The 19,896-nt window shown below is 36.6% G+C and carries 13 protein-coding genes and 4 tRNA genes; 6 read left to right on the top strand and 11 right to left on the bottom strand.

What is annotated here, in order from left to right; all coding sequences use genetic code 11:
* The first annotated feature begins 11 nt into the window (after positions 1 to 11).
* Entirely contained in the window at positions 12 to 2,081 is a 2,070-nt protein-coding gene (locus FXX65_RS03345) for a hypothetical protein (RefSeq protein ID WP_147615081.1), read from the top strand.
* A gap of 4 nt (positions 2,082 to 2,085) precedes the next feature.
* On the opposite strand, the gene FXX65_RS03340 is transcribed toward FXX65_RS03345, so the two are convergent.
* Positions 2,086 to 2,697, bottom strand: coding sequence for a DUF308 domain-containing protein (locus tag FXX65_RS03340; RefSeq protein WP_147615080.1), 612 nt, complete (start codon positions 2,695 to 2,697; stop codon positions 2,086 to 2,088).
* 137 nt (positions 2,698 to 2,834) lie between these two features.
* Between FXX65_RS03340 and FXX65_RS03335 the strand changes: the two genes are divergently transcribed.
* The 5 genes from FXX65_RS03335 (at position 2,835) to FXX65_RS03315 (ending at position 3,526) form a co-directional block, all read left to right on the top strand.
* Positions 2,835 to 2,919 (top strand) — tRNA-Ser (locus tag FXX65_RS03335).
* 19 nt (positions 2,920 to 2,938) lie between these two features.
* A tRNA-Ser gene (locus tag FXX65_RS03330) sits at positions 2,939 to 3,023 on the top strand.
* Between the two features lie 34 nt (positions 3,024 to 3,057).
* Positions 3,058 to 3,132 (top strand) — tRNA-Arg (locus tag FXX65_RS03325).
* A gap of 37 nt (positions 3,133 to 3,169) precedes the next feature.
* Positions 3,170 to 3,255: transfer RNA gene (locus FXX65_RS03320), tRNA-Ser, on the top strand.
* Positions 3,256 to 3,280: 25 nt separating this feature from the next.
* A complete protein-coding gene (locus tag FXX65_RS03315) occupies positions 3,281 to 3,526 on the top strand; it encodes a DUF5348 domain-containing protein (protein ID WP_147613441.1) in 246 nt (81 codons plus the stop codon).
* Between the two features lie 144 nt (positions 3,527 to 3,670).
* Here the strand turns inward: FXX65_RS03315 and FXX65_RS03310 are convergent, their stop codons facing one another.
* The 10 genes from FXX65_RS03310 to FXX65_RS03270 all read right to left on the bottom strand — a co-directional run bounded on the left by FXX65_RS03310 (position 3,671) and on the right by FXX65_RS03270 (position 19,839).
* Positions 3,671 to 5,101 carry a dihydroorotase gene (locus tag FXX65_RS03310; RefSeq protein ID WP_147615079.1) on the bottom strand — a complete coding sequence of 477 codons (1,431 nt, stop codon included), beginning with the start codon at positions 5,099 to 5,101 and terminating at the stop codon, positions 3,671 to 3,673.
* 34 nt (positions 5,102 to 5,135) lie between these two features.
* A complete protein-coding gene (locus tag FXX65_RS03305; RefSeq protein ID WP_147615078.1) occupies positions 5,136 to 5,570 on the bottom strand; it encodes an aspartate carbamoyltransferase regulatory subunit in 435 nt (144 codons plus the stop codon).
* A complete protein-coding gene (pyrB, locus tag FXX65_RS03300) occupies positions 5,570 to 6,490 on the bottom strand; it encodes an aspartate carbamoyltransferase (RefSeq protein WP_147615077.1) in 921 nt (306 codons plus the stop codon). The genes FXX65_RS03305 and pyrB overlap by 1 nt, the downstream gene beginning before the upstream one ends.
* 128 nt (positions 6,491 to 6,618) lie before the next feature.
* Entirely contained in the window at positions 6,619 to 6,753 is a 135-nt protein-coding gene (locus FXX65_RS09790) for a hypothetical protein (RefSeq protein WP_261793805.1), read from the bottom strand.
* 385 nt (positions 6,754 to 7,138) lie between these two features.
* Complete coding sequence (gene fabV / locus FXX65_RS03295; RefSeq protein WP_147615076.1) at positions 7,139 to 8,356, bottom strand: enoyl-ACP reductase FabV; 1,218 nt, start codon at positions 8,354 to 8,356, stop codon at positions 7,139 to 7,141.
* Positions 8,357 to 8,966: 610 nt separating this feature from the next.
* On the bottom strand, positions 8,967 to 12,509 hold the full coding sequence (gene nifJ, locus FXX65_RS03290) for a pyruvate:ferredoxin (flavodoxin) oxidoreductase (RefSeq protein ID WP_147615075.1): 3,543 nt from the start codon (positions 12,507 to 12,509) through the stop codon (positions 8,967 to 8,969).
* Between the two features lie 129 nt (positions 12,510 to 12,638).
* Positions 12,639 to 13,274, bottom strand: a complete 636-nt coding sequence (locus FXX65_RS03285) for a hypothetical protein (RefSeq protein WP_147615074.1) — start codon at positions 13,272 to 13,274, stop codon at positions 12,639 to 12,641.
* On the bottom strand, positions 13,271 to 13,606 hold the full coding sequence (locus FXX65_RS03280; protein ID WP_147615073.1) for a hypothetical protein: 336 nt from the start codon (positions 13,604 to 13,606) through the stop codon (positions 13,271 to 13,273). Before FXX65_RS03280 ends, FXX65_RS03285 begins: the two co-directional genes overlap by 4 nt.
* A gap of 1 nt (position 13,607) precedes the next feature.
* On the bottom strand, positions 13,608 to 15,863 hold the full coding sequence (locus tag FXX65_RS03275; protein ID WP_147615072.1) for a fibronectin type III domain-containing protein: 2,256 nt from the start codon (positions 15,861 to 15,863) through the stop codon (positions 13,608 to 13,610).
* A gap of 1 nt (position 15,864) precedes the next feature.
* Positions 15,865 to 19,839, bottom strand: a complete 3,975-nt coding sequence (locus tag FXX65_RS03270) for a fibronectin type III domain-containing protein (protein ID WP_147615071.1) — start codon at positions 19,837 to 19,839, stop codon at positions 15,865 to 15,867.
* Between the last annotated feature and the right edge of the window lie 57 nt (positions 19,840 to 19,896).

The raw sequence follows: 19,896 nt of genomic DNA, 5'->3' as shown, positions 1-19,896 counted from the left end.
GGTGAATTTTTATGAGCGATGATTTTACTAGAGTAAAAGTTGAACAATCTTGGGAACCTGGCACACTAGATGCAACAAGAAAAGCAATCGGTCCTGTAGATAAAGAAGAAGCCGTAAGAATGCAAAAAATCTTGGGGGGACAAATTTTACAAGAAAAATCAGCCCCTATAGATTATTCGGCATTTCCTCCAAAAGAAAAATCGTATTCAAGAAGAGCGAGCGGTCGTTCAGCATCAGATGTCGCTTCAATATCATCTAGCTCATCTAGTTCCTCTCAAGCCGAAAATCAGAAATCTCAAAAAAATTCAAAAGTAGGATACGCGGTAGTTTCTGCGAGAAGAAAAAACACAGAAACTGGGCTACCAGAAATTCCACAAAAAGAGCGCAACCTAATGGACAAGCTCATGATGAGCGACGATTACAAGATAAAACCAAATTTTGGGATATTCAATTTTGTTCGCTATTTAAAAAAGAATGGCACAGAATTATTGAGACACGATTATATTATTTACGATTTACAAAGCCACTTGGATCACTTTCAACTTTTTGTAACTACAGTAAAATCCATAATTCAGATTTCCCCAGATACATACAAGTCTAAAATTGTAAATGATCCTTCGCCAAAATTTAAATTTTTAAGAACTGCTGGCGGTTGGACTATGAAAAATCTAAAATTGCTTGTTTTGGATGTTCAAGACCATCCTGATGAAGTTACAGTTGCCATGATGATTCCAATCGTAAAGTGTCTGTATAAAGATATTTTAAAAATCTACTACATTGGCGAAAATGCAATTCCAAAGTTTTTTAAAGAAATTTATGCAGATTTGATGAAATATCCAAATGCAGACCAACAAAAATTGGTTATGCTTTCAAAGCAAGGCATAACGGAATGGCTTTATGTTTACACTCAGATAATAAAAGGAATGTATCCGCTTTTAATGAGGATGTGCAGTCCAAAGTTTGAATATTTTCCAACTTTTTTTACAACAGAAACTGCCAATATATTCAGCTTTCTCGGAATTTCAAAATTTGATTTAATTCTACCTGTAAAAAAAGAAGATGTTCAAATTGCGCAAAAAAAGGCAGAAGAAGACCGCAAACAAAAAGAAGAAGAAAGGATAAAAAACAAACCGGAAAATCAACGTGGCAAAAAAACAGAAATCGTTGACGCCGGATTTAAAATTTTAGATAAACTTTTTCCAGACGCAGGATTTACACATTTGGAATCTCTTCCAGATATGTATCCGTATTTCCAGCCGATATATGAATTTCCAGACGGATATAACCTTTTAAATCCCAAAAATCCACTCCAAATAACAATAACATTGCTACGAATTTTGGAAGATGTTTTTCATGGTTGCCGAAGTATGATTTTTACAGAAGAAGACGATGGTTCATCTTCTTCAAAAAACAAAGACAAGCTTTCTACAGCGTTAAATGAATGGTCGGTTTATCGAGAAGAGCTTTTTGACAAGCAATATGCAACAACTCTAAAAGATTTTGTAAATCAGGAATACACATCAGGCGATTTTAAATCTTCGCTTTTTGGGAAAAAAATGCTCACTACAATGTTATGGCAAACAAAATTTAACTTTTTGCCTCATTTTGAATTTGAACAACTACTGCTAGAAAAACCAAGAAATGACGTAAAATATATCTCTTTATTCATGCGCACAGATTTTTTAAGAAAAATTTTTACAAATATGTCAAAAGATATTGATAAAGCGTATGCAAATAAATCTCTTGTAATGGGAATTTCAAATCCTTGGGCAAAATACGAATTTGATATACCAAATCCAATTTCAAAACGGCTTGATGTAATTTTAGGGAAAAAATCCGCTGGCGAAACAAATGCAACAAATGCAAACTTGATAAAATATGCCATGTGCATAATGAGTGTTCTTGACTGGTGGATAAACAATCCCGAAAGTCCAGCCTATTCCGCAGAAGCGCAGAAAATATACAGAATTTCGGAAACTGATGGAGGTCCTGCTTTTAGCGTTCCTGTAAGAACAGACCAAAACAAATTATTCGCAGAAAGCATAAAAGCAAGCGCCGCAGAAAAACAGGATAAAGAATAAAAAACTATTCTTCAGTCGTTTCATCTTTAGAAGATTCTTCTGATTTTTCTTCTTTGGAATCCTCTTCTGTACTGACAAAATCTGGAACAACTGTTATAGGCCTGTTTTTCCATTGCAAAAATGCACTTATCAAACCGCTTACCAAAAGAACAAAACCGCAGATTCCAACAATAATGCCACCAGCAGTTTTTGCAGGAATTATAAAAAGCACAACTGCAAGCAATACAGAAATTATAGTTTCAATGACAGATTGCTTTATCATTATTCCATTGCGGTGAAGTTTTGTGATTCCATAAATTTCAAGCCCTGCGGAAATCAAAAGATAAATCGCAAGTGCATAAGCCATCATTTTCCAAGCGATTGCAGCAACTAAAAGAGGAAGCAAAATTGAAATTGCACCAACAAAAATGCTCATCAGCCCTCTTATAGTCATCATCAATTTATATTGAGGATCTAAAATTAGATTTCTTGTTGTTACCATTATAAAAAAACCGTCGGCAATTGCAGCCGCACCTAAAATTATAACAACCATTGCAATAAAAGTTTCTGGACTTACAAGCATCAAAAGCCCAACCAGCGAAACTAATAACGAAAGTATAAATTTATTCTTATCCATAGCAAGTAGAATATAACCAAATAGTTTGTCTTTAGTCTAGTTTTATTTTCCTCCTGAGACATATAAAAATTGAATATAAATGCTTTCCTTATTGACACAAATATTTGTTTAATGTAATTTAATAAAGCATCAATTTTGGAGCGGTGGCCGAGCGGTCGAAGGCGGCGGTCTTGAAAACCGTTATATCGCAAGATATCGGGGGTTCGAATCCCTCCCGCTCCGTTTTTTTTGATGACGTATTGGAGGCGTGGTAGAGCGGTAATACAACGGATTGCTAATCCGTCAGTTCCTTACGGGCTGGGCAGGTTCAACTCCTGTCGCCTCCGAGTAACCAACGCTTCTAGGTGTTATCGATTTTTTGAGATTGTAGCTCAGCTGGATTAGAGCACCACCCTGCGGAGGTGGGGGTCGCACGTTCGAATCGTGTCAGTCTCATTTATAGCCGGTCTTTTGACTGGCTTTTTTTATATTTGGAAAGATGTCCGAGTGGTTTAAGGTACACCCTTGGAAAGGGTGCGTGTTCACAAGACACCGGGGGTTCGAATCCCCCTCTTTCCGTTAATAAATTTTGCAAGGTTTGTTTATGGAAAAACGCGAAGGTATTTTAGTTTTCAATGAAGCAGATGGAAAATTTGCTTTAGCCGCTGATGAAGAAAGCTTTCCTTTTGAAAACATCGAATTTGGAGACTCTTTTGAAATCAAATATAAAAATGAATGGATTAAAACAAGTCTCTTTATTTCTACAGGAAGCAATAATCAATTAGTTTTTAAATTGAAAGGACTAGAAAATTACGAAGGCGATATAACAGGGTTTGACGCTAGAAAATAAACCCTAGGTTGATTCTTATAAAAATTTATGCTAGTTTTTTGATGCCAGGATCTAACAAAGCGCATTTTTAGCACCGTGTCAGAGGGGGAACTCAGCAGCACACTAATTTTGCCGCTTGTGTATAGAAACCCTGGCATTTTATTTTTAAAGCGAATAAACCTGTTTTCCTTTATAAAAAGTCGCGTGAACACGCCCAGTCAACTGTTTATCTTCCAACGGAGTTGATTTTCCTTTGCTGTAGAATTTTTCTGGATTTACAGTCCAAATTTCATCTGGGTCAACAAGCACAAGATTTGCATCATATCCAGGAAGAATTTTTCCAGAATTCAATTTCAAAAGCTTTGCAGGATTTTCCGACATCAACTGACTTAATCGATTTAAGCTTAAGCCTTCCCTTTTTACCAAAACTGAGTTACAAACCGCAAAAGAAGTTTCAAGACCTGTAAATCCTGGACTTCCATTATCTTTATCTTCTTGAGTATGTGGAGCATGGTCTGTAGATATAACATCAACAGTTCCATTTTTTATCGCTTCAACAAGAAATGCTCGGTCTTCTTCGCTTCTTAAAGGCGGATTTACAAGCGCCCTAAGATAAGGAGCCTCCGTTCCTACAAGCCCAAGATGATGAGGCGTAACTTCGACAGTACAATCAAATCCCACTGGAGTTTTCGCCGCTTTTATGAGTTCCTTGGCTCTTTTTACAGCATCCATACTAATTGCCGTAGAGCAATGGCAAATATGTATATGGCAACCTGCTTGTTTTGCAATCTCTATGTTACGCTCGGTTGCAATATCTTCTGCAAGTGCCAAAAGTTTATTCGCCGCAGTAAGACATCCATCAATTTCAAAATTCACGGAATTTGGAACATTCTCTGTTTTTGCGTTAACTTTTCCTGCAGGAATCCCATATTTTTTCATAAAATCCAGAGCTCTTGCTCTATAGGATTTTGCTACAATCGAAAGAGATTTGTCCTCGCAATGGCAGGCAACCATTATGTTTTTTTCCCCTGCAAGCTTCATGCCTTCGAGCATAACAGCAGCAGAATGAACATCGCTCCCATCTTCTGTTATAACAGGGAATTCTTTTGAACTTAATTTTGAAATTTCAGAAACATCTTCGCCTTCAAAATTTTTCGTGATTGCAACTGTTTGAAAAACCTTTGCTAGTGATTTTTCTTCAACTTCTTTCATTATTTCTCGCGCCATACCTGCAGAAGAAATTACTGGCGAAGTATTTGGCATTGCAACAACAGTTCCAAATCCGCCTGCAACAGCTGCTGCAAGACCAGAATCCAAATCTTCTTTTTTTGTTTGCCCAGGATAGCGAAAGTGAACATGCATATCTATAAAAGAAGGCATAAGTGTCAAAGCTTTTGCATCAAAACAAACTGGTTCTCTTTTATCTTCCAAAAAGATTGAAGACGCAATTTTTTTTGCAACTTGCTCATCGTTCACTTCCCCCAAAAAAACTCCAAGTATTTTCCCGTCTTGAACAGCGAGCATTCCTTTGCTGTTTACAGAAGAATCAACAAGATTTGCATTGTATATGATTAAATTTGAACTATTTAATTTCATTTTTGAGGCCTCCAAATATCCATAAAATAAAAAATCAATCTAAAGTGCCTGCACTATAAAAAGCGTCGCAATATTCACAGCGATATATCGCTTTTGATTTATCTGCAAGAATAAACACTTTTGGAACATAATGCTCCGTCATCGTTATACAGCGAGGATTTTTGCATTTAATTACATTTTCAACTCGTTCTGGCAATTCCATGCGAATTTTTCGAACGATTTTTTCATCTTTAATTATATTGACGCAGATATTTGGATCTATAAAACCCAAAACTGAATAATCGATGTTTATTATGTTATCTACTTTTATTATATCTTTTCGCTCCAGTTTTTTTGAAGGAACATTCATGATAAGCGCACTCGTAAAATTTGCTTTATCTAATCCCAGCCAATGAAAAATCTGTGCTCCGCAACCAGCTTTTATGTGGTCAATTACAAGTCCGTTTTTTATCGTGTCGACATTAAGCATTAAAGAACCCCCAAAATTTTAGAAATAAGAGCCATTCTTGCATACATTCCATATTTTACCTGTTTAAAATATGCTGCGCGTGGGTCATCATCAACTTCAGGAGAAATTTCGTTTACTCTAGGCAGAGGATGAAGGATTATCATATCCTTGCGGGCAAGGGTTAATTTTTGGCGATTGAGTATGTATGTGTCTTTTAGACGAAGATAATCCTGTTCGTTAAAAAATCTTTCTTTTTGAACTCTTGTCATATAAAGGATATCCAAATCCTGAATCACATCTTCCATTTTATTTGCAAAAGTGTAAGGAATATTCGCTTTATCCAAAAATTTTGCAACCCAATCAGGAATTTTCAACTCCTCTGGACTTACAAAAACGAATTTTACATTAGCATAACGACTCATCGCTTCTGCAAGCGAATGCACGGTTCTCCCAAATTTTAAATCTCCACAAAAACCAATCGTAAGACCTTCAAAATTTCCTTTTAAAGCTCGTATTGTAACCAAATCTGTTAGAGTTTGCGTAGGATGATAATGACCGCCATCGCCAGCGTTTATCACAGGACAAGAAGAAAACTTTGAAGCCAAAAGTGCCGCGCCTTCTTTTGGATTTCGCATTGCAATTAAATCAACATAAGAACTAACGGTGCGAATCGTATCTGCAAGCGACTCCCCTTTTGAAGTTGAACTATTTGCAGCATCGCTAAAACCTTCTACCATGCCTCCCAAGTGCAGCATAGCCGCTTCAAAACTTAGACGCGTTCTTGTGCTTGGCTCAAAAAAAAGTGTCGCGAGAATTTTCCCGCGACACACATCCTGAAAAGATACTGGATCGACAATGATTTGTTCAGCAAGTGTACATATCTCATCGATTTCCGAAACAGTTAAATCGTTTGGTTGAATTAAATTTCGTCCTTTAAGCATGGGCTAAGTTTATCACAACGCAAGATTTTTACCAATAATTTTATTGTTTTTACGATTTATACAAATAAAAGTTATAAGTTAAAAACTACATCGATAAAATTGAACAAAATTATAAAGGTATCTTTTAATTAAACCTCTTTTTCAAAACTATAGACAACTGTTTCGTCAACAAGACTGTCAACACAGATTAAAATCCAACCCAACTTCCGTAAATTTTCAAATTCCACATCCGTAAGGTTTTCTACCGTCATGAAAGAACCCATAGTAATGCCTCCCAAGGTTTTTCAGACAAATCTCTCACGCTTTTTTTACATATCAATAGTTTACCACAGAATTTTATTCTGTCACTAATTTTTTTATTGAATTTTCAACAACAAGCGGCAAGGATAGGAGCACCGCCACAGGCGTTCGTAAGCAAATGCGCCAGCGTTTGCGTCGAATGTAGCGAATAGCGAAAGTGCGGATAGCCTGTTTTTTGCGACTTAGAAAAAAATTGTCTGCAACGCAGTCTTAAAAAGTTTTGTCGCAAAAAGCGCCCAAATAAAAAAATGCACCTCCTAAAATTGAACTTTATTTGTCCAACTTTTGAGGTGCACTTCATTTATCCAAATTCAAGGTGCCTTTTTGAAAATTGTTTTTTAACAATAACTATTCGATTTCGTTCATTTTTACGATTTCTTTGTTGTAGTCAACGCCTGGAACGTCAAAACCGTTTATCATCAAAAAGTCGTGTCGCAAACCTTCGAGGTCGCAAAGTTCGTTCAAGTTTTCTTCTGTAATTTTTGGCATAACTTTATCCACTTCTGACTGAACAGCATCCGACATTTCCCAGTCGTCTATGCGAATTCTGTTTTCGCTGTCCACAGGAACTTTTTTGTCCGCAGTGTAAAGCCTTTCTGTAAAAAGGCGTTCCATCTGCTCAATACAGCCTTCATGAGTTCCCTGCTTTTTCATAATCTTAAAGATAACTCCAAGATACTGCGCAATAATCGGGATTACGGCAGAAGAGCGTGTAACCAAGCCCTTGTTTACAGAAACATAGCCTGCACCGTCCAATGCTTTAAGTGACGAATCGATATTATGAGCGCGTGCTTCCAAATCTTTTTTTGCTTCGCCAATAGTGCCATCACGATAGATTGGATGTGAATATTTTGGTCCGATGTATGAATAAGCAACCGTTCTAACGCCTTTTTCGAGGACATCGGCTTCTTTTAACTGCTTAATCCAGCGTTCCCAGTCTTCACCACCCATTACTTTTACAGTGTTAGGAATTTCATCACCTTCTGCAGGCAAAGTTTCTTGGAATGAAATTTTTCCAGTCATCATATCGAGTGCAGGTCCACTAAAAGGTTTGCCAATAGGTTTAATAACAGATTTATACAAAACTTTTGTGTCTGGGTCAGTGCGAACTGGGGAAGCAAGCGAATAAACTACGAGATCAAATTTAACTCCCCATTTTTTTGCTTCTTCAATTACAGCCGCTCTGCATTCGTCAGAAAAAGCGTCCATATTGAATGTAACAGATTTTAATCCAGCTTTTTTAGCTTCTCTATCAAATGTTAAGTTGTTATAAAAGCCCGGAGTTCCAGCCTTAGTTTCTGTCGCTTCTTTTTCAAAAGAAACGCCAATAGTGTTAGCACCATACTCAAAAGCAGCAGCAATGCGGCTTGCAAGTCCATATCCAGTTGAACATCCCAAAACAAGCACATTTTTAGGAGCATATCCGCCATCTTTTGCAGATTTAATCCCTCTTTCCGCCTTTTTAGAAATCACATAAGCGATTTGATTTCTAGTGTCCTGAGCGCATCCAAGAGGGTGCGAATTGATACAGATGTTCGAACGAATCATCGGTTTAATAATTGCCATTCTTTTCTCCAAAAAAAATCAAAACGTAAAAATTCCGCTTGATTTTAAGCATTTCTGCAAAACAGAAGACGCCTTTAATATAAGTTTGCTATAAGTCTGCAACGCAAACACAAATTTTATAATAGTATTATGACAAAATTAAAGTTTTTGTCAATTTGATAGAATTTTCATAACCAAATTTATTTGGGCGTATCCCGCTAAAGCGGGTCGGGCTATCCGCAGTTCCGCGACTTGCGCGCTACATTCGACGCAACCACTAACCGCGCTTGCTTACGAACGCCTTCGGCGCTGCTCCTATCCCTTACGCTGTGGGCTCGCAGGTGGGCAGCGGGGCTACAAGTAGACCCTTACGCATCGTCGCACACGGAGGTGCGACTTACAATGCATGGCGACAGTTTTGTCAAAAACTGTCTGTCAAATAAAATCACGGACGATTTTATTTGACCACTATCCCTTACGCTGTGGGCTCGCAGGTGGGCAGCGGGGCTACAAGTAGACCCTTACGCGTTGTCGCACACGGAGATGCAACTTACAAATAAAAATGGGCACTGGAAAAACTCAAGTGCCCATTCATCATAACTTGCAGTAAAAACTGCTAAAGTTATAAAACTTATTTGTAAAGTTCAACAAGTTTCTGCAAGTGAGCAAATCTTGCTTTTGCAGCTTCTTCGTTTCTGTCGAACAATACTTTTGCTCTTTCTGGGAATTTGCGGCTAAGAGCCGAGTAGCGGGTTTCATTGCTAAGGAAGCTCTGGTAAGTTCCGTCACCTTCTTTAGAAGTAAGTGTAAACGGATTCTTGCCTTCTGCCTTAAGTGCTGGATTAAAGCTGAATAAGTTCCAATATCCAGATTTTACAGCAGACTTCATTACATCTTGACAATGATTCATACCACCCTTAATTCCGTGCAATTCACAAGGAGCATATCCAATTATCAAAGAAGGACCATTGTAAGATTCTGCTTCTTTGATTGCTTTAAGAGCCTGTGCAGGATTTGCACCAAGAGCAATCTGGGCAACGTAAACATATCCGTAACTCATAGCAATTTCTGCAAGCGATTTTTTGCCCATTTCTTTTCCGGCAGCAGCAAACTGACAAACTTCACCGATATTAGAAGCCTTAGAAGCCTGACCTCCAGTATTGGAATACATCTCTGTATCAAATACCATAACGTTAACATTCTCGCCAGAAGCCAATACGTGATCCAAACCACCAAATCCAATATCGTAAGCCCAACCATCACCACCAAAAATCCATACAGACTTTTTAGAAAGGTAATCTTTTTGTTCAAGAATTTCTTTTGCAGCATCGCAACCACAACTTTCAAGTTCTTTTACAAGAGCTTTTGCAGCAGGTGCATTTGCTACAGTGTCATCCTTTGTTTCCATAAATTTCGCAATAGCATCCTTTACAGAAGCAGCAACATCTGTGCCTGCCAATTCTTCGAGTTTAGAGATAAGGCTTGTGCGGATATAGTTTTGTCCAAGATACATACCCAAACCGTGCTCAGCATTGTCTTCAAACAGAGAGTTAGCCCAAGCAGGACCGCGTTTTGAGTCCTTGTTGATTGTATAAGGAGCTGTTGCAGCAGGTCCGCCCCAAATTGAAGAACATCCAGTAGCATTTGAAATATACATCTGTTCGCCAAAGAGTTGAGTAACAAGACGTGCATAAGAAGTTTCTGCACAACCTGCACAAGAACCAGAGAATTCAAGCAATGGTTGATTAAACTGAGAAGTCATAGGTGAGAGTGGCAATGTGTCAACTTCTGGCTTTTTAGAAACATTTTCAAACAGATAATCCCACTGTGGCTGTGTATCAACACGAGTTTCTTGAGGAACCATAGTAAGAGATTTTGTAGGACAAACAGTTGTACATTCTCCACATCCCGTACAATCCATTGCAGAAACAGAAAGAGTATATTTGTACTGTGCAATTTTTGGATTTTTTACAGCAAGTGTAGTTGCTCCCAAACTTTCAACTTTTGTTGCTTCATCAGAAGTAAGGAGATAAGGACGAATTGTCGCGTGAGAGCAGACAAATGCACAATTATTACACTGAATACAAGTTGCAGAATTCCAAGATGGAACCATAACGGCAATTCCGCGTTTTTCGTAAGCAGAAGCACCAAGTTCCCACTGTCCGTCTGCATTGTCTTTGAATGCAGAAACAGGAAGATTGTCACCGTCCATGAGTCCAATTGGATTCATCAAGTTTTCAACCATTGCAACTGTCTTTTTCTCACCACGTAAAGTAGGTTTTGGAGCATCAGGAGCTGGATTTGCCCAACTAGCAGGAATTTTTACTTCGTGTAGAGCACCTGCACCTTGGTCAATTGCCTGACAGTTCATATCTACTATGTCCTGACCTTTTTTAGAGAACTTTGCTACAACTTTTTCTTTCATGTACTTGATTGCTTCTTCAGAAGGAAGAACATTTGCAAGTTTAAAGAATGCAGATTGTAAAACGGTTGAAGTTCTCTTACCAAGACCAATTTTTGTAGCAATATCTACAGCATCTACGGTGTAAAGTTTGATATTATTATCAGCAATGTATTTTTTAGATTCAGCAGGAAGGTGCTTATCCAATTCTTCATCAGACCACTGGCAGTTAATTAGGAAAGTTCCACCTTTCTTTACATCTTGAACCATCTTATAGCCTTTGATGATATAAGATTGATTATGACAAGCAACAAAGTCTGCCTGATTGATGTAATAAGGTGATCTTATAGGATTGTTTCCAAAACGAAGGTGAGAAATTGTTATACCTCCAGTCTTTTTTGAGTCATACTGGAAGTAAGCCTGAATGTATTTATCTGTATGGTCACCAATAATTTTTGTAGAATCTTTGTTTGCACCAACAGTACCATCACCACCAATACCCCAGAATTTACATTCAACAGTTCCTGCTGATGCAGTTACAGGTGCTGGTTTTACTTCTGGAAGAGAGAGATTTGTAACATCGTCTACGATACCAATAGTAAAGCGGGATTTTGGTTCAGATTTTTCAAGCTCTTTGAAAATTGCAAATACGCTTGAAGGTGGAGTATCTTTTGAACCCAAACCATAGCGACCGCCAGTCAAAACAACGTCATTCATACCTGCTTCGCGCAAAGTTGCAGCAACATCAAGGAACAAAGGTTCTCCAAGAGAGCCTGGTTCTTTTGTGCGGTCAAGAACTGCGAGTTTTTTTGTTGTTTTAGGCAATTTTTCAAGGAATTTTTCGCTAACCCAAGGGCGATATAGGTGGACTTTGATGAGTCCTACTTTTTCGCCTTTCTTTGTAAGATAGTCAATAACTTCTTCTGCAACATCGCAGATAGAACCCATTGCAACAATCACACGATCAGCATCATTTGCACCGTAATAGTCGAAAAGACCATAATTTGTGCCGAGTTTTTCGTTAATCTTTTTTAGATATTTTTCAACAACAGCAGGAAGAGCGTCATAAGTTGAATTGCAAGCTTCTCTGTGCTGGAAGAAAACGTCTCCGTTTTCATGAGAACCACGCATTGCTGGGTGTTCAGGATTTAAAGCATGTTCACGGAACGCCTTTACTGCATCCATATCTAGCATTTCTTTAAGATCTGCATAATCCCAAGTTTCAATCTTTTGAATTTCATGAGAAGTGCGGAAACCATCAAAGAAGTTTATAAATGCAACCTTGCCTTCGATAGCAGCCAAGTGTGCAACAGGAGATAAGTCCATTACTTCTTGAGGATTGCTTTCTGCAAGCATTGCAACACCGGTCTGGCGACAAGCATAAACGTCAGAATGGTCTCCAAAAATGTTTAAAGATTGAGTTGCAACACAACGAGCAGCAACATGGAATACACCAGGAAGTTGCTCAGCAGCAATCTTGTAAATGTTCGGAATCATCAAAAGAAGACCCTGAGACGCAGTGAACGTTGTAGTGAGTGCACCAGAAGCAAGAGAGCCATGTACCGTACCTGCGGCTCCAGCTTCAGATTCCATTTCGATAACTCTAACTTTGTTACCGAACACGTTTTTCTGACCATTTGCAGACCAGTTATCAACCCAGTCCGCCATTGGTGAAGAAGGTGTAATTGGATAAATACCAGCTACTTCTGTAAAAGCGTAGGCAACATGAGCTGCCGCCTGGTTTCCATCCATTGACTGTTTTTTTCTGGACATATTTGTCCTCCTAAATGTGTGTGGGGTTTTGATTAGTAACAGAAATTTTATTTCTGAACATTATAAACATTTGATTTATTTTACATCGAAAAAACGGTTCTTTCAATAATAACAATTATAAATACAAGGCTACCAAGTTGTTCCCAGCCTTGAATAGCGCACTCCTATCGAAGAACCCCATTGCCAACTATAATCATAAGGTTGAACATTCTTATTACTTCCAACATTTGCATTATCCCAAGTAAAAGTTCCGTCCAAAATAATAGTCCATTTTTTAGTAACAGGAAATTCCACGCCAAAAATTCCTCCTGCACCAACATAGCTATAATGATATTCATCTGAAAGTTGATACATATAATGGAGACCTGGAGTTACGCTAAAATTATAATGCTTAAAAAGATTCCATTTAAAATATGGACCTAGAAATCCATCAAAAGCATATAAAATTGTCTGCTTAGAAAACTGTTCCATTCCGTTAAACTGGTGCTGAAAAGGATAAAGTGCTTGCAATCTAAGATTCACATCTAAAAATGGAAGATTTTTTGTTTTAACCGAAAAAAATGCTCCAATCATCGCATCCGACCAAACAAAATTGCTGCGCCTGCTTTCTTTTTGAATTCGAGTAACGCTAAGCAACGAAAAACCTTCGTCAAATTGAAGATAAACTTCATCAAGCCAACTAGATTCTTCGCTGTTTACATCTTGTGCATAAATTGTGGAAATAAATAAGAATAAAGCTACAAGACAAATTTTTTTCATCATCATTTGCTCACATGATATAGAGAAAGATTATAAGTAACTTTATTTTTTGTCCAAGTTATGTAAAGCATCGCTCCTCTTATATCCCATTCAGAATTTACAACCTCACCTGAAGAAGTTTTAAAAGATACTGTATTGTTGATGACGCTATAATCTCCTTCGTAAGTAGTTCTTAATCCTGTAACAGAGTCTTTTATGATAGAAACAAAAGTTCTGTCTTCCATAAATGAAATTTTATTTCCATCATTATCTGCCCAAGTTCCGTATAATGGAGAAGGAACATAACAGGATAAAAATATTAAAACTAATGGTAAACAAATTAAAATTGATTTTTTCATCTTATTCTTCTCCTACAAGCCAGCTTATATTAGAAGCGGATAAAAGTTCTTTGCCATCGAGATTTTTTACAGTAACTTTATAGACTCCGCCTCCAGCAGCACTTCCTTTTATTTCAAGCCCGCCGTAATCTGCACTTCCAGGATACATTCCTGTACAATCCATAATTCCGTACATATTACCATTTCCGTTCACGTTGGCTCTTGTATTCGAGTTACCTGTGCAATTAAAGTAAACACCAAGGTTTTTATCATCATTTATATAAAAATCCGCATAATTTTCAAAACGCATTTCTACAATTCCACTAAATCCCGATGCTCTTGCATTGTAATGCAAAGTTCCGCTTATGCTTCCATTTATAGTTTCGCTTCCAAGTTTATCTAAGTTTGATGCCTTATGCATAAGAGTGAGTTTTGTTTGAGAATTTTTACTAGTTTTATTGTATTCTCGAAACCATTGCTCTCGCGTTAAAGCGCCATAGCCCAAGCATTTTATTCCAGAGATTCCCATTCCATTCGAAATCGCATTTTCGTATTCCTCTTTTGGATTGTTGCCTTTTTTGCCTTGTCCAAGAGAATTTACAGAAACAACTTTGTAATAATAAACAACGCCAGCTTTTGTAAGATTTTCTTTTCCTTCGTCTACAAATTCTAAATCCTGAATAGGCTCGCTCGTCAGTTTTCTAAAACCAGAATCATTTTTAATAGAACGATAAACAACATATCCAGCAGGGTTATCTTCCTGTGGTTTTTTCCAAGAAATTTTTACCGGATATACATTGTTAGAATTTGGCAAAAGATTTTCTTGCATAAAATCTGTTTTAGTGGCTGTAACTTCTACAGGTGCGGCAGGCATAGGAGAAGCAACAGAGCTTAGAGCACTTTCTTTATCTCCAGTTGAAGCAAGATTTTGTGTTGAAACTTTATAAAATGGATTTTTTGCAACTTTATAACGCAAATATCCATCATCGCTTTTTTGAGGAATAACAGAACCTTCTAAGAGTTGATATGCTCCATCCTGCGTGTGCGAAATATAAATTGAATATGAATATTCAACTTTTTTCGAGCCGACAGCATCGCTCCAGACCAAAAATACATTTTCATCTGTATCGCCATCTTCAACTTCAAGAAAAGATGGCGGACTTAACAAAAAGCCATAGGAAGTTGCAGAGATTTCAGAAAATGCACCTTTTATAGAAACCCCATCTTCTGTGCTCACCGCCTGAACAAAATAATAATAAGTTAGACCAATTTTCAGAGAGGTATCTTTATACGAAGTAGTAGAAAGATTTCCTGCAACTCTCGTATAAACAGAATCTTCTGAACTTGTCCTATAAAGATTGTATGTCATAACTGCATTTTCAGAAGTTTTTGCAACCTCTTGCCAAGAAATATTTAATTCGGTTGTGCTGGTTGCAAATCCATCCACAACTTTTACTTCGGAAGAAATTGCAGGCGCCCCTTCTGATAATGAATATCCCATTGCAGCGTCAGTAAAAGCAGATTTATTTCCAGAACGATTTATTGCCACAACTTTATAAAAAAATTCCTTTCCTTGAAGATTTGAAGCAATCACATCTGAATATTTTAAAGTATTAGCATAAACAGTTTTAAGATGAGCAACACTAGAAGGAGTTTCTCCTCTGTAAATTTCGTAGCGAAGTGCTTCTTTTACCTTTGTCCACGATACTTCAATCTTAGAAACAGATTTTCCTTTTTGAGCCTCTATTTTGGTCGGTGGTGCAAAAAGCCAGCCTTCGCCTCGAGTTTCTGGAAGAAGTCGATTTGTTGCTTCAGAAATCAAATTTTTTTCTTTGTTTTCCGCATATATCCTATAAAAATAATGATAAGAATACTCTTCGTTATTTGCAGCAGGATTCGTCAAAATTTCATCTTGAAAAGACGTACTTAAAACATATCTCTGACAAACTTCATATTCACTTTCATCTGGCAAAAGATATGTTCCGTCGCTTTGTGCATTTTTTACAACCGCTCGTTCAATTAAATAACTCGTTGCATTTTCTACGGGACTCCAGGTCAAGTTGATTTTTCCAGAATAGAGTGCTTGGCTTACATAGAGTTGCCGAGGGGCTTTTAAACTTTCCAACTCTTTAGTCTTTTTAAAAAGTTCCGAAATTGAAACGATATTTGAATCTGTATTCATATCGACCTTTCCCTGCAACCAGCTTGCACAAGAAAATATAGAAAAAATACCAGCCGTTAAAAAAAAGCTAAAATAGATTTTAAATTTTTTATTCAACCTAATCCTCCCACCAGCCAGAAGAAGAATTCTTTATTTCATATTGGCTATCAGGATTTATCTGCATAGGAAACCACTTTTTTCTTTCGCCGCTGTTGGAAATATTTGCAATAATTTTTGTGCTACCAGAGCGAGTTATAGAAAGAGTAAAGTTTTTTTCATCCTTTGCTGTAAAATTTATTGTTGCCGCATAATCGGTTTTTAAATCTGAATTTGCCGCTTTTATATCTAACTTATTTTCTCCCAAAAATGTGTAAAGATAATAATCAGATAAACCTCGCATATTAAAGGTATTGCTAGAACCCGTAGCACTCGTAAGACTAAGAAAATTCGTCTTTGTTCCACTAGGATTTAATTGAATTGGAGCATAATTTTTTAATTTATAATCTGCATAATATTTTCCTATATATTTGCCAACCCAATAATATGAGCCTTTTTTAAACTCTGCACTTCCGCCGTTGTCGCTTGTAAGTGTATGCGCATCTCCATATTTGAACTGACTTGAAGCATTGCTCAAATCTTCTTTACCGCCGTCATTTATAAAAAATGTATACGAAAGAGCCAGTAAAGCACTTTTTGCGAGCTCTTCATCTGTAATATTTCTATATGCAAATGCAGATAAATCGCTACCAACGCTTGCCTCTACGACGGTTTCATCGACTTTTCTCATAGCTACCAAACGGTAGTAATGTTTATAATCTCGTAAAACTTTTAAAACACCAGAAGTATTTGTGCCATTTAAATCGAAAATAGGCTTTATCTGCAAAATATTGTTGCCGTTTTTTACCAAAGAAATTTTTGCATCGCCTGCATATTTTGAAATATCAGCGACTGTTCCAAAGTCCGAATTTGCAGTGTCAACGCCAATATCCGCAATCGTAACCCAACCTTTAGAACTGTTCATATTTTTTACTTGAATTTCATATTTTTGAGGTCCTACTTTTCTTGAATCAAAATCGTAAGGATTCCAAGACACTTGTTCGGTAAAACCTTCAACATAGTCGGCGTATATTCCTTGCAAAGCAAGCGTATATCCTTTGTTTAAGGTTTCTTTTGAAGAATATTTTTCATCAAAAACAGATTTTAAGTTTTCTTCAAAAGAAGGAAAAATAGAAACAGTTGTACTAAAATTATTGTAAACAACAGCAAAATCGTATGCTGTAGTCAATTCTTTGGGTTCAATTTGAGTAGAGCAAATTTCTTCTGTAGAACTTAGTACACTCTTAACAAAAGTCCATTTCTCTTCTGAACTTCCACTTTTTTTGCAATATATTGCAGGAGTTTTTGTCGCAGTTTTTACTCCAAATGGCTGTTTCCACGTTAAATTGATTTTAGAAGCATCGCTCGCTTTTGAGGCTCTAAGTTCAAGACCATAACCAGTTGCTCCCGCACTCACAAAAGAAAGATTTTTATACAAAACTTTTGAAGAATCGGTCAATTTTGCAGAAGAATCATTTTTAACTTCAAAAACAAAATCGTTCTCGCTCAAAACTGGAATTACGCAATATTTGTATTCAAGTCCCCACGATATTTTCGATTGATTTTTTTTGTAAGCAATTTGACTTGTTTCTTTCGCAGAAGTTTCCGCATATTTATCTTTAAGAATAAAATACGAATCCTGAACTAAAACTTCTGCACGCGCAGAGTCAACTCTTTCACCTTCAATATTTATTTTTTCTCCATCTGCGCTTATAAAATAAGTGTCAACACTTTCAAGTTTTGCGCTTGTACCATCGGAACATCTTGCCCGAGCAACGATATAACCTTTTGCACCAACAACAGATTTCCATTTTATGCTGATAAAATTTGTTCCGCTTGAATAAAAAACCGTATCTGTTAAAGCAGGTCCCAAAGTCGAAGAAATCTCTTGGGAAGTCGTTTCTTGATTCGTCGAAGAATTTTTTGCAATCACTTTTATCTGAACTTTTTTTCCAGAAATTTTTGCGTCATTCCAACCAAAAGGTTTTTCTATTGTGCAAACAAAGTGATCCGAATCCAAAATTGTATCCGACTCTGTTACTGTAAAAGGATTAGAAGGTTCATCTTGATAAAAAGCTTGCACTTTGTACCAATCTGCTTTTTGAACAGGTTTCCACGAAAAAATGATTTTATCGTACAATGGCGAATGAAATTCAATTTTTGCAGTTCCAAGAGTTTCAAAAGTTCCTTCCGCCTGTTTTTCTACAGAAATTCCCAAATTATTTGCTTCAAGCGTGTAAATTCGCCTTTCGCCACTAACAGCAGAATGTTCAAAATATGCAATTCCAGATGCTATAGTTAGGCTTTCGGTTGTAAGTGCAAGAATTTGCTCATCTTTGGGGATACTTTCAACAATATTTTTCCATTTTAACTTGTAGGAATAAGAAGCATTATAAGAAAAACTTATTTTAAATTTATCCGAATAACCGTCTTCAACTGTAAAATTTTCGATTTTAGGAATTCCACTTGCATTATCGGTTACTATAAATTTTCCAAGCGAGTCCACACTTGTATATATTTTTGATTTATCTTCAAAATCGGCAACAAAGAGAGAATATCTGTAATATCCTTTTTGCTGTGATGGAGAATCGAAAATTTTTACATAAGATTTTATTTCGTCAATCGAAGAAAAATCGATTTTTGTTTCTATCGGATTCGCATCGTCCAAATCGGTTCTTGTTTCTTTTAGAATATAAGAATAACTTTCTCCAAAATTTTCAAATTTAATATCAAATTTTATTTCGATTTTTGTAAACTCTGTAGAATCTTCATTTTTTGTATAAAAACTATTTGCTCTAAAATCTGCGATTGGAATTAACCAGCCTTCCACTTGTGAACAAGATTTTTTAGAACTTATACTTTTTGAAACATCATCAACAAAACTTTGAATTTTATAAGAATATTTTACGCCGCGCCTAAGTTCAAAACTGTCTTTATAAGTTATTTTAGAAAGGCTTACATACGAATAAAGATTGCTTTTTTCTGCCTGAACATCATTAGAACACACGACGGAAAGTTTTGCGTCGCTCGTGGAATTTGAGGAACAGTCAAATTTGTATTTTTTACTTCCTGCATCGCCTTGTAAAACAGAACCGATATAAGAAACGATTTCTTTGTATTCGCTGTCGTCCGAGCCTTCTTCTTTTCTAAAAATTTTAAAATAAGGAGGATGCCTTTCGTAAGTTTCTGTCCCAGTTTTTACATCAACATATTCGGGTAAAATCCACGAAAGTTCAATTTCATCTTCGCCTATTCCCCTTGCAGCAACAAAATCTTTAGGGGCAGAAGGAATTAAGGCACGAGCGGTTTTTTCGTCAACCAAATCACTTTTTTCGGACTTAGATTGAGATTGTGTGCAGTAGGCTTCGATTTCAAAATTATACGAAGTATTTGGAGAAAGGCCTTCAACTTTTGCTGAATAATCTGTATCAGAAGAAAATGAAAGGGTTTTTACGATAGTCGTTTTATCTTCTTTATAAACATTAAGCGTGTAGTTAATTTTATTTTGATAAGTATTCTTATCGCAATTTTCCATCCACCAGTTTACATTTGCAATAGAACCTTCATCTTCCATTTCTATAGAAGTTATAACTGGCTTTGCAAGACTAGAGCCCAAAACAAAAGTGCTAAATGCTGATTTTACACCTGCATAATTTTCGGCAACAACTTTGTAATATTTATTTTTTCCAGAACCACATTCATCGCTAAAATTTAGGGAAGAAGTTTCCCAAATTTGTTTAAAAGGTTCACTTGGGTTCTGTGCTGCAAATACAAAATATCGTTTTGCGCCTTTTACAGCATTCCAGGTTAAATCGATTTTTCTAAATTCTCCGTTCGAAGCACTAAGTCCAGTCGGCGCTAGGACAGAAGAAGACATATTTGCAGAATTATCCAAGTTTTCGTTTTTAGGAGTAGAAAGCGTAACCGTGTCACAAGATAAAATAACAAAAATGAATAAAGATAAGGTGAACTTAAAAATAAAACTTTTTTTGTCCATGATAAAAGAGTATATCGAATTTTTTTATAAAAACAAAATTTAACTTTTTCTGATAAT

The organism is Treponema pectinovorum, assembly GCF_900497595.1.
Taxonomy (GTDB): Bacteria; Spirochaetota; Spirochaetia; order Treponematales; family Treponemataceae; genus Treponema_D; species Treponema_D pectinovorum.
Note: the sequence above shows the minus strand (reverse complement) of the source record. Positions and strands in the feature narration are given on the sequence as shown.

Excerpts from the sequence above, each read along its gene's own strand:
- FXX65_RS03345 (WP_147615081.1), top strand. The coding sequence starts at position 12 with ATGAGCGATGATTTTACTAGAGTAAAAGTTGAACAATCTTGGGAACCT.
- FXX65_RS03340 (WP_147615080.1), bottom strand. The coding sequence starts at position 2,697 with ATGGATAAGAATAAATTTATACTTTCGTTATTAGTTTCGCTGGTTGGG.
- FXX65_RS03315 (WP_147613441.1), top strand. The coding sequence starts at position 3,281 with ATGGAAAAACGCGAAGGTATTTTAGTTTTCAATGAAGCAGATGGAAAA.
- FXX65_RS03310 (WP_147615079.1), bottom strand. The coding sequence starts at position 5,101 with ATGAAATTAAATAGTTCAAATTTAATCATATACAATGCAAATCTTGTT.
- FXX65_RS03305 (WP_147615078.1), bottom strand. The coding sequence starts at position 5,570 with ATGCTTAATGTCGACACGATAAAAAACGGACTTGTAATTGACCACATA.
- pyrB (WP_147615077.1), bottom strand. The coding sequence starts at position 6,490 with ATGCTTAAAGGACGAAATTTAATTCAACCAAACGATTTAACTGTTTCG.
- FXX65_RS09790 (WP_261793805.1), bottom strand. The coding sequence starts at position 6,753 with ATGGGTTCTTTCATGACGGTAGAAAACCTTACGGATGTGGAATTTGAA.
- fabV (WP_147615076.1), bottom strand. The coding sequence starts at position 8,356 with ATGGCAATTATTAAACCGATGATTCGTTCGAACATCTGTATCAATTCG.
- nifJ (WP_147615075.1), bottom strand. The coding sequence starts at position 12,509 with ATGTCCAGAAAAAAACAGTCAATGGATGGAAACCAGGCGGCAGCTCAT.
- FXX65_RS03285 (WP_147615074.1), bottom strand. The coding sequence starts at position 13,274 with ATGATGATGAAAAAAATTTGTCTTGTAGCTTTATTCTTATTTATTTCC.
- FXX65_RS03280 (WP_147615073.1), bottom strand. The coding sequence starts at position 13,606 with ATGAAAAAATCAATTTTAATTTGTTTACCATTAGTTTTAATATTTTTA.
- FXX65_RS03270 (WP_147615071.1), bottom strand. The coding sequence starts at position 19,839 with ATGGACAAAAAAAGTTTTATTTTTAAGTTCACCTTATCTTTATTCATT.